The sequence below is a fragment of the Candidatus Edwardsbacteria bacterium genome, assembly GCA_031082425.1.
Lineage (GTDB): Bacteria > Edwardsbacteria > AC1 > AC1 > EtOH8 > UBA2226.
The window spans coordinates 94,390-105,506 of sequence record JAVHLB010000009.1 but is presented as its reverse complement, the minus strand read 5'-3'; the positions used below and the strand labels follow the sequence as shown (position 1 = coordinate 105,506).

Here is an 11,117-nt window from a genome sequence, read left to right as displayed (position 1 = left end):
CTTCGATGATGGGCGAGGCGAAGCTATTGTTGGTATCCAGCTGGATCACGTAAGACACCTCCGAGGCCTTGGCCGCAGGCGATGCCTTCTTGGCCACCTCTCCCCAGCTGCAGACTATGCTGCTGTCATCCGTCCAGTAGTTATCGGTGGGGGTTGACAGGGCCGGGATGTCCGGGTTGTGGGTATCTATTGATAAATATCTGACAATAGATATACTTATATTACTGGCCGTGTCTCTAGCTATAACCCGCCAGTAGTAATTGCTATCGGCCATAGCCAGGGTGATACTGGTATCCGTCAAAGTGGTCTCGGCCAGCCCGGCACTGAAGCCCATATCATAGGCATATTGCAGGGTATACTCTTTCAGCCCGCTGACGCTGTCCGTACAAATATTCCAGGCAAAGCCGGTATTGCTCTGGTTGGTTACCGCGCTGTCGGCCGGGATCAACAAAGAAACTACTGCCGGGGCAGTTGTATCATAACCAAAGATGAAGAAGCCCGAGATTCCCGGCGGATTGCCGGCCTCGTCGTAGGCCCCAATCAGCCACCGGTAACGGCCTTCTGAGATCAATAAAGTGTCCGCTGTCAGGCTGGTGGTGTCGACCATAACCGGATTTATTGTATCGGACAGCGAATAGGCCTTCAGCACATAATACACCGCCGAGGCCTTGCCCTTCTTGGCCACCGCGCTCCAGCTGCAGGAGGCGGTATCAGATGACAGCCAGGCATTGTCGGCCGGAGTGAGAAGCGCTGGAATGGCCGGGCCGGTGGCGTCGATCTCAAACTGCCAGATTGCCGAATACTCACCCACATTGCCGCAGGCGTCCACCGCCCTTACCCGCCAGAAGTTCAGGGTGTCGACCGGGGAAAAGACCAGGCTGCCAGTGGTATCGCTTATTACCGTGTCCCGTAAAATCAAACTAAACCCGCTGTCGGCGGCACACTGGACCTGGTAGCGCCCCACTCCGTAGTTGTCGGAGGCCCGGGTCCAGCCCAGGGAGACCGAGCTGTCCGCCAGCAGCAGATTGTCGGCGGGCCAGAGCAGCGTCACCTGGGTGGGCGGAATGCTGTCCAGGTAGTAGACCGGATAGGTCAGCAGGTTCCCGGCCAGGGGCGTCCCCAGCCCCAGGTTGTTGGCGGTGGAGGCCTGGGACTCCAGGGGTACGATTTTCAGGTAGTTCTCGCCCCACAAGAGGGAATCCGTCCCCCAGTCATAGGTCCAGCCGATGGAATCGGACGAGGTGCTGTCGAAGGGGCCGGCCGCCCAGTTCCAGACGTTCTGCCCGGCCATCCAGCCGTTGATAACTCCCATCATATCAGTTCTGTTTGGCGACCAGCGATTTACTCCCCGGCCAGTCAAGACAGGTTGGTTTTGATAGCTCACATTGCCAGGCAGGGAATCGACCACCGCCCTGATGCCGGAATCAAAGGCCGGGGCCGCGTCGATCAACGTCACGGTTGCGTTGACAAAGCCGCCCGCGTAGGCCTTGCCGGTGACCGGGTTGACGATCACGGACCCCATCATTTCATCAGCGGCCACAGTCGTGGTGCTGTTGGTGGCCCCATCTATCACCGTGACGTTATTGCTGCCGACATTGGCCACGTAGATCTTGTTGGTCAAAGGGTCCACCGCCACGGCCTGGGGTTGGGTTCCAACAGCCACCGTGGTGGTGCTGTTGTCAGTTCCGTCGATCACCGTAACGTTACTGCTGCTGAAATTGGCCACGTAGATCTTGTTGGTCAAAGGGTTCACCGCCACAGCAATGGGCCCGTATCCAGTTGCTACGCCGGTGGTGCTGTCGGTGGCGCCGTCTATGATCGTTACGCTATCGCTGGCGGTCGTTGCCACATATATCTTGTTAGTGACGGGGTTCACCGCCACAGCCGTGGGGTCATATCCCGTCAGAACCGTTACGGTTCTGTTGGTGCTCCCGTCTATCACCGTAACGTCTTGGCTGAAGGTATTGGCCACGTAGATCTTGTTGGTCACCGGGTTGACCGCCAGGGCCTGGGGCTTAGTTCCCACCGTCACCGTGGTGGTGCTGTTATCGGTCCCGTCTATCACCGTCACATTATTGCTGCCGTTATTGGCCACGTAGATCCTGTTAGTCACCGGATTAACGGCCGCGGCCCAGGGCCCGGTTCCCGCCGGCACCATGGCCATGCTGTTATCGGCCCCGTTTATCACCGTCACGTTGTCGCTGTTATGGTTGGCCACGTAGATCCGGTTGGTGACCGGGTTAACGTCCACGCCATGGGGCTCGATCCCCGCCGTCGTCAGGTTGACGGCGGCGTTGGTGGCCCCGTCGATCACCGTCACCGTCACGGAGCTGCTGCCTTTGTTGGCCACGTAGATCTTGTTGGTGACCGGGTTCGCTGCCATATCGTAGGCAATGTTCCAGGTGGCCAGGGTGACGGTGCTGTTGGTGGAGCCGTCGATCACCGTCACCTTGTTGCTGTCGCTGTTGGCTACGTAGATCTTGTTGGTCACCGGATTGACCGCCACCGCCCGGGTATCGTGCACCGCGGTCAGGGTTCTGGTGGAATTGTCGGCCCCGTTTATCACTGTCACCGTGCTGTTGCCGTTGACCACATAGGCCTTGCCCGTCACTGGGTTCACCGCCACCCCATAGGGGTAACTGCCGGCGGCCACCGTGACAGTGGAATTGTTGCTGCCGTCGATCACCACCACGCTGGAGATTCCCAGGCAGGACACGTAGATCTTGTTGGCCACCGGGTCAACCGCCACCCCGTAGGGGAAGCTGCCGGGGATGGCTAAAGTGATGGTGGTATTATCGACCCCGTCGATCACCGTCACGCTGGCGGCGAGGTAATTAACAGCATATATCTTGTTGGTGACAGGATTTACCGCCAAAGACCGGACCTCGGTTCCCACCACCACCGTGGCGGTGTCATTGGTGGCACCGTCGATCACCGTCACCGTGCCGTCACCGTAATTGGCCACATATATTTTGTTGGTCACCGGATTAATAGCCACGGCCATGGGCTTGGCCCGGGCCCCCACCGTAATAGTGGCGCCGGTGGCCCCGTCGATCACGGTCACGCTGCCCAGGGTGCCGTCAAACTTTCCATAGTTGGCCACATATATCTTGTTGGTGGCGGCATTTACCGCCACCGCCACCGGGGCCATCCCCGCCGTGATTCCGGTGGTGGAATTTGTAATACCGTCGATCACCGTCACCCCGCTCCCGCTGGTCACGTAGACCTTGTTGGTGGCCAGGTTCACCGCCATGCCCCTGGGTTGGGTCCCCACCGGCACAGTGACGGTGGAGTTGTCGGACCCGTCGATCACCGTCACGTCGTTGCTGTTACGGTTGGCCACGTAGATCTTGTTGGTCAGCAGGTTCACCGCCAAGGCCTGGGGATAATTGCCAGCTGACACATTGGCGGTGACCCAGTCGGCCCGGGCAGGGCTGGCCAGGGCCAGCAGCACACATAAACCTGCTAGAGGGTATAGGAAACGGTTCATTTATGGTCTCCGATATTCATCATTTGTCTTGTCGTTAAAAATTTGGCCGTCCAGCAAATATTACTGAACGGCTTTCAGGCCAAATTATTCAGCGCACTTACCGGGTGGGATACTGCCGGAGATCGTGCTATTTAAGTTATCTTGAGTTTATCACAGAAATAGAGCCTGGTCAAGACCGGCTGTCTGGTTTTAAAAACTGCCGCAAAAGCCCTACAAATTCTCCAACAGTTCATCCAGGTCCCGGCAGATGAACAGCGGCATCTTGGGCAGCGACCGGATAAAGACCTTGCCGTATTCGGTGGCGGTTATCCGGCTGTCGCCCACCACCACCGCCCCCAGGTCGGTCCGGCTGCGGATCAGCCGCCCGAACCCCTGTCGGAAGCGGATCACCGCCTCGGGCAGCAGGTACTGGTTGAAGGAGCTCCCTCCGGCCTGCTCGATGGCCTGGCAGCGGGCGCTGACCAGCGGGTCGCTGGGCACCGAGAACGGCAGGCGGGCGATGATCAGCAGCTCGCAGGCCTGTCCCGGCAGGTCCACCCCCTCCCAGAAACTGTTGGTGCCGAAAATTATGGTGTCCTTCTCGTTCAGGGACCGCTCCACCAGCTGGGCCGGGTTGCCGTCCAGCCACTGGGCCAGGACCTTCAGGTTGCCGCTCTCCTGCACCTGCTGGTAGCTTCTCTTCAATTGATCGAAGGCGGTGAACAGCACCAGGGTCCCCACCTTGGTGGACTCCAGCACCTCCTGGACCATGTCGTTGAAGGCCTTGTCGTAGTCCGGCAGCTTGGGCGACGGCAGATAGGTGGGCACGAAGATGGCCGCCTGTTTGTTGAAATCAAAGGGCGACGCCAGGGCGGAGCAGATCACCCGGTCCTGGTCCACCAGCGACAGGCCGATGCGGTTCTTGAAAAAATCGAATTTGCCGTCCACCGCCAAAGTGGCCGAGGTGAACACCGCCGTCTTGACCCGGGGGAACATGATCTTGGCCAGCACCTGGCCCACCTCCAGCGGTCCGGCCACCAGTTTGATCCCGTGGTTGTGGTCGCCCGGCTCCATCCAGAAGATGTAGCCCTTGTCGTCGGCCGTGGCCAGCCTGCCCAGGGTGTTGTTGATATTCCTGGCCTCCAGGCTGCGCCCGGATATCTCCTGGCGCAGGGTATCCAGTTCGTCGGAATCGGCCGCCTCCACATCGGACAGCCACTGGTTCAACAGGCTAAGGGAATCGGTCAGGCGGTCCAAAAGCCCCATCAGCTCCTGGGATTGCTCCAGCACCGACTGCTGAAAGCCGTCGCCCTCCAGGTAGCGCCTTTTCTCCTGCCGACCCTTGGCATCGCCCAGCTCCCACTTTCGTTTGAAGAACCGGTCGGTGGCCTTGCCGGCCTCCAGTATCAGTTGGACTATGTCCAGCGATGATTTCTCGATGGATCCGGCCACCTCCCTGTTAAGGCCGGATCTTTTCAGCCAGTGGTTCAGGGTCGGCAGCAGTCCGGATTCCACCGGGCTCCGGTTGAATATCCCGGACAGGAATCTGGCCACCGTCCAGCGGTCCAGGCTGTAGCCCAGAAAGTCGGTGGCCGTCTTTTCTATGTTGTGGGCCTCGTCGATGATCACCCGCTGGTAGTCCGGCAGCACCCCGCTGGGCATCACCAGGTCGGTGAAAAGCAGGGAATGGTTCACTATCACCAGATCGGCCTCCTCGGCCCTTTTCCTGGCCTGCGCCATGAAGCATTTCTTGACGAATTTGCAGCGGTGGTTATGGCAGGCGGTGTGGTCGGAGCAGATCTTGCCCCATAGACCCGGCGCCCGGCCGGGGGAGAATCCCCGGTGCTCGGCGACATCGCCGCCGGCCGTGGTGCCGGCCCACCGGCACAGGATCAGGGCCTCCTCCCTCTCGTCCGGGGTCAGGAAAAGCTCGGGATGCAGCATCACCTCCTGCCAGCGCCGCCAGCACAGATAATTGTTCCGCCCTTTGAGCACGGTGGCGTTGAAATATCCGGCCGCCGCGCGCAGGATCGGCACGTCCTTGCCGTAGAGCTGCTCCTGAAGGGTCTTGGTCTGGGTGGAGATCACCACCCTCTCGTTGTTCAGCCGGGCCCAGATGGCCGCCGGGGCCAGGTAGGCCAGGCTCTTGCCGGTGCCGGTGCCGGCCTCCACGCACAGGAACTCGTCGTTGACAAAGGCCTCCATCACCGAGCGGGCCATGTCCATCTGCTCCTGGCGGGATTCATAGCCCGCCCCCAAAACCCCGGCCAGTCTTTTATCCGGGCCGAAGATCTCCTCCAGGGCATCGGCCCTGGGTGCCGCTGCGCCGGCCGGGATTTTCTCCCGGTCTGTTTTTTGATCGGCCGCGATGCCGGTCTGCCTGTTCTCGGATATCGCCCGGCTCAGCAGCAGGCGGTGGAACGGCAGGGCCAGGTGCGACATCGCCTGAAGCATCGGCAGGTCCAGGTCCAGCAGCTGATCATATAGCTTGAGGAACAGCAGGGCAGTGGAATGGGCGTCATCATCGGCCCGGTGGGCCTGCCCGGGATCGATCCCGTAGGCCAAGCAGAGGTTTTTGAGGCTGTGGCTCTTGTTATCGGGAAGCAGGGCCCGGGCCAGGCTTAGGGTGTCCCAGCAGGGATTGGCGATCTCCAGGGCGGCCTTAAGGAATTTCAGGTCGAACTGGGCATTGTGGAACACCAGCGGCAACTCCCCCACGAACTGCTGGAGGTCGGCGGCGCAACCCTCCAGGGGCGGGGCGTCGTCTATCTCGGCCTGGGTGATGCCGGTCAATCCCTGGATGAAAGGCGGCACCTTCCGCTCGGAGCGGACCAGGGTCTGGAACCGGGCGGTGACCGTCCCGTTCTCCACTTTGACCGCACCCAGCTCGATGATCTGGTCCCGATCCCAGTTGAGCCCGGTGGTCTCGATGTCCACCGCAACAAAGGCGAGGGGCTCTTCCCTCGCCTGCTGGTTGATTATTTCCTCTTTCTTTTTTCTGGGCATTATTCAAGATACCTGCTCACAAATTATCAAGACATATCGAAACAAAATTGCCAAATTTTCTCTGATGAAGCATTGGTGCCTTTGTGTCTTGGTGGTTAGTTTGAACTTACAAACCTCTGCCTCTCTGCGGTTAAACCCCTACTTCTTGTCATCCAGCACTTCGTTCATCTTCTTCATGGCGCAGAACTCCCCGCACATGGTGCAGACCCCGGATTCCTTCCGGGGGGCCGATTCGAACACCTGCCGGGCATAGGGCGGATTGATTGAGAGCTCTATCTGTTTCTTCCAGTCCAGCTTCTTCCGGGCCTGGGACATGGCCCGGTCCCAATCCGCCGCCCCGGGCGCCTTTTTGGCCAGGTCGGCGGCGTGGGCCGCTATCCGCAGGACGATCACCCCTTCCCGGACGTCCTCCAGGGTGGGCAGGCGCAGATGCTCCGACGGGGTGACATAGCACAGGAAATCCGCCCCGAAGTAGGCCGCCCAGGCCCCGCCGATGGCCGCGGTGATGTGGTCGTAGCCCGGGGCGATATCGGTGACCAGCGGACCCAGCACGTAGAACGGGGCCCCCTTGCAGATCTCCTTCTGGATCCTGATGTTGGTCTCGATCTGGTCCATCGAAACATGGCCCGGCCCCTCCACCATGGCCTGGACCCCTGCCTTCCGGGCCCGGTCCACCAATTCGCCCAGGATCAGCAGTTCCTCCAACTGGGCCCGGTCGGTGGCGTCGGCCGTACAGCCGGGCCGGAAGCCGTCCCCCAGGCTGAGGGTGACGTTATGTTCTTGGCAGATGCCCAGCAGGCGGTCGAACTGGCTGTATAATGGATTCTCGGCCTTATTGAAATTCATCCATTCGATCATGAAGGCTCCGCCCCGGCTGACCACCCCGGCCACCCGGCCCTCCTCCTGGTAGCGGGCCACCGACTGCAGGGTGACCCCGCAGTGCACGGTGATGAAATCCACCCCCTCCCTGGCCTGCTTCTCGATGACCGCAAAGATCTCGTCGGGCGTCATCTCCACCAGGGATTTCTTCTTGGCGGCGGCCTCGATGGCCGCCTGGTAGACGGGCACCGTGCCCAGCGGAACCGGGCATTGATTGATTATCTCCCGCCGGATGGCGTCGATGTCCCCGCCGGTGGACAGGTCCATGATGGCGTCGGCCCCGGCCCCTATGGCCGCCTTCAGCTTCTCCAACTCGCCGGCCAGGTCGGAAAGGTCCTGGGAGGTCCCGATGTTGGCGTTGACCTTTATCCGCATCCCGGCCCCCACCGCGCAGGGTTTTAGCAGTCGGTGGTTCTTGTTCATGGGAACCACTATGGTCCCCTGCTCCACGCCGTTCTTTATATGCTCAAAAGGAACCTTTTCCTCTTCGGCAATGCGTTTTAAGATGGATTCGTTCAAATTTATCACCCGGCACTCCCTCTATTTAAATACTGAATAAGAATGATACGACATTGCGGCCTAAAAGTCAAGAAACACAAGGACAGGTAGCTTTATCGTAAAAAGACGGCGAACCTTGCCGATTCGCCGTCTGCGGAAATCTGCTCTGATTACTTCAGCACTACCATTTTCCGGGTTTGGGTCTTGTCGCCGGTATTTAAATGATAGATGTACACCCCGGCGCTGACCTGCTTGTTATTGTTGTCCTTCCTATCCCAGTTGATGGTATAACTCCCTGTCTGTTGTTCCCCGTTTACTAGGGTCTCAACCAGCTGCCCGGCTATGTTGTAGACGCTCAGTTTGACCGAACCGGCTTTCGGCAGCTGATATCTTATGGTAGTTTTATTATTGAACGGGTTGGGCGCATTTTGGAATAATCTAATCTCTGTGATCCGATTTCCGGTTTCCAGTTTCCCGGAAACGCCAGATGGCTCCCCGAACTCCGCCATTACCTTCTGGGCCGCCAGCTTGGCCTGTTCTTTATCCATAAAATACAGCGGGAAGCCAAAGAACACCATCTTGCCGGAGTCCCTGACCGCGCAGGCTTTGCCTTCATATGAACTCCCGTCGTTCTTCATGTCAATCACGTAGATGGTATCCCCTGTTGCCGTTGGAGTGAGGGCCTCAATATATCGAAGGGTCTTGCCCCAGATGGTGGAAGGATATTTTAAAGTATCAACATTGATATCCGGATACCCCTGTAACCCGACTGCTGTATTAAATGAATCGGCTGTCCCGGACAATTCGGCATGAGTTATTTTGAAATAATCATAAAGGAACGATCCTGTAATAAAATCTGCTGGGTAAACAATGCTATTCTTGATATCTCCTGCCGGTCTCCAACCGGCAAACCACAATTTGCCGCCATACTCCAAGTAGGTTTGTATGTCCGATATACAGCTTGAAGCCATAAATTGACTGTAATCATCCGCAAACCATACAACGGTCGAATATGGAACATAATCGGCTAATATTGTTTTATTTCCCGGCGTATCATATTCATAATTAGTATGCTTAAAGTCATTTAAAATATATTGGTAGAAACTGTCCTGCTGTGCGTCCCGTGGGAAGCTCCCCGATGTCCAATTTTGGGTTTCGTCAACCATCAAAATTCCTTGGTCTAATGTAATGGGGCGACTATAGGCAGTTGCGCTGTATGGGCTATGGTTGCTGTCCCGGTCAATTGACTGTACCCTATAGTAATACCGAAAAGCACCAGAAAGCGGGGTATCGGTATAGAAAGTATCCGTGATCGTCCCCACGGGCAATTGCCCATAAGCCATTGTATCATCCAACGTCCGGTAAAGTTTGTACCCGACAAAATCCAACTCGGTGCTCTTCTGCCATTCCACCCGAATGCCCGCCATCTGTGGCGTGGCCAGCACCAAAGGCGGCGCTAACGGTGCCAGCCGCGGCGTGCCTGTGACTTCGGCCGGGAACAGGCTTTGATAACTGCCATTATCTGCACGAATGATGATATAATAGGTAGTGTCGGCCATTAATCCACCGATGGTATCAGTCGTGGTTGTCCTGCCGGCAACCCACAGGGAATCGCTGTAATTCCCGCTGGTGGTACCCCAAAATATCCAGAATCCTTCGACGCAACTGTCGGCACTACTGGTCCAATTAGCCGCTAATTGTGAAGCGTTACCGACATCGCAAACCGTAAGATCGGGATCATCCGGGCATAATGCCAGATATGCTGTCGCAGCTACAGCTACTTTGGCGACATTAGTGTATAATTCCGGTGAGAGATGTTTCAATAAATCTTCATATTGGTGATAATAGGGATAACCGCCGGAAACCGAGGGAATAGGATTTTCAATGCATCCCAGTGCCGGGAACCCCCTATTGCTAAATGAATAATCATCAGATACATTCCCGACATCCGCATTCGTTACAAGAGAGCTGGCGTATATTTGTGCGGTTTGCTGACATAACTGAGTGAGCCAATATGTGCCAGCGAAGTTTACATCCTGGACAGCATCGTTCATGTAGCCAACCATATCGAAATTGAGCAGGGCCTTGATATCCATGTCAACACTATCAGCCCGCTCTGCAAAGTGAAGGCTCCCTATACATCCGGATTCTTCGGCGCCCCAGCCAATACATGAAATGGTTACTGGCCAACTATGATCTTTCATGACCCGGGCCACCTCCACCGCAATGGCTGTCCCGGAAGCATCGTCATTCGCACCCGGGGCACAGCTATCGGGATTGCCGACAGAAGTCGCATCAAAATGGCCCGATATCATGATAAAATTGAATAATCCGTTGGTGCCCGGCAAATTTGCAATTACATTACGTTCATGGGTGGAATCCTGAAGATAAAAACTATCCAACTGTGTGCTAAATCCGTATAATGTATATTTATCCTTCAGCCACTGCGAAGCGACAGCACTACTGTCTGTCCGTATAAAACGCGTCCCTAGATCCTGTAATCGTTGAATAGTCGCGGAGATCGAATCAGCATTCACCTGATCCACCAGGTTTTTTATGAAAGGATCATACGGCATATTCTTCAACGGAACATACTTGGTGGTAACACTCTTCCAGAACCGGTCTCCCAAGGGTTTGGTGTTAAAAGGTCGAATTTGATGCTTATACTTTATGTCTTTCATCGTATCTTTTGTCACAGCTCTTATTATTGCCGTCTTATCATTCTGCCAGATAGGAGTCCCCGGCAGTTCAGGGATTCTTTCAACATCAGATACAGTTACATATTTAGCCAGATCGGATTGCTGATCAATAATATTTATTTGGTAGCCTTTATGCTTTATCAATGATATTTGGCTTTCATCTGCCTGGGCAATGGCGGTATTGCCGATAAGCTCATAAGTAGGTATATTCAGCTGATACCAGGCATTCTTGCTCTCAATCGTCGGTAGCTCCACCGATACCAATACCGGTGCGGCAACAGCATATACGGATACTGCTACGCCAATTGCCCCAAATAAGAACTTCCGCATGGCATTCTCCTAAATAGCTTTATCTGATCAACAACATCCTGTTGGTTATATTGATGGAACCATTTTGTAAATGGTAAAAGTATATTCCATTGGATAATTGCCGGTTGTCGCCATCTCTCCCATCCCAACTTACCGCATAGCTTCCGGCCGGCTGGTCCCCGCTCACCAGTGTTTTCACCAACTGCCCGGTTACGTTATAAATCTTGAGGCTGACGCGCCCGGCTTTCGGCAGTTGA

General features: G+C 56.4%; 5 protein-coding genes. All 5 read right to left on the bottom strand.

Features of this window, described 5'->3' with window-relative positions; all coding sequences use genetic code 11:
- The coding region (locus tag RDU76_09835) for a hypothetical protein (protein ID MDQ7799222.1) at nucleotides 1-3,490 on the bottom strand (3,490 nt) is incomplete at its 3' end.
- A 210-nt stretch (nucleotides 3,491-3,700) separates the two neighbouring features.
- Nucleotides 3,701-6,475, bottom strand: coding sequence for a helicase C-terminal domain-containing protein (locus tag RDU76_09830; GenBank protein ID MDQ7799221.1), 2,775 nt, complete (start codon nucleotides 6,473-6,475; stop codon nucleotides 3,701-3,703).
- Between the two features lie 138 nt (nucleotides 6,476-6,613).
- Entirely contained in the window at nucleotides 6,614-7,873 is a 1,260-nt protein-coding gene (gene thiC / locus RDU76_09825) for a phosphomethylpyrimidine synthase ThiC (GenBank protein MDQ7799220.1), read from the bottom strand.
- 149 nt (nucleotides 7,874-8,022) lie between these two features.
- Nucleotides 8,023-10,881 (bottom strand): M20/M25/M40 family metallo-hydrolase, encoded by a 2,859-nt coding sequence (locus RDU76_09820; GenBank protein MDQ7799219.1) that lies wholly within the window; start codon nucleotides 10,879-10,881, stop codon nucleotides 8,023-8,025.
- Between the two features lie 19 nt (nucleotides 10,882-10,900).
- Nucleotides 10,901-11,117: FlgD immunoglobulin-like domain containing protein (locus RDU76_09815; protein ID MDQ7799218.1), on the bottom strand; the 217-nt coding region annotated here is incomplete at its 5' end.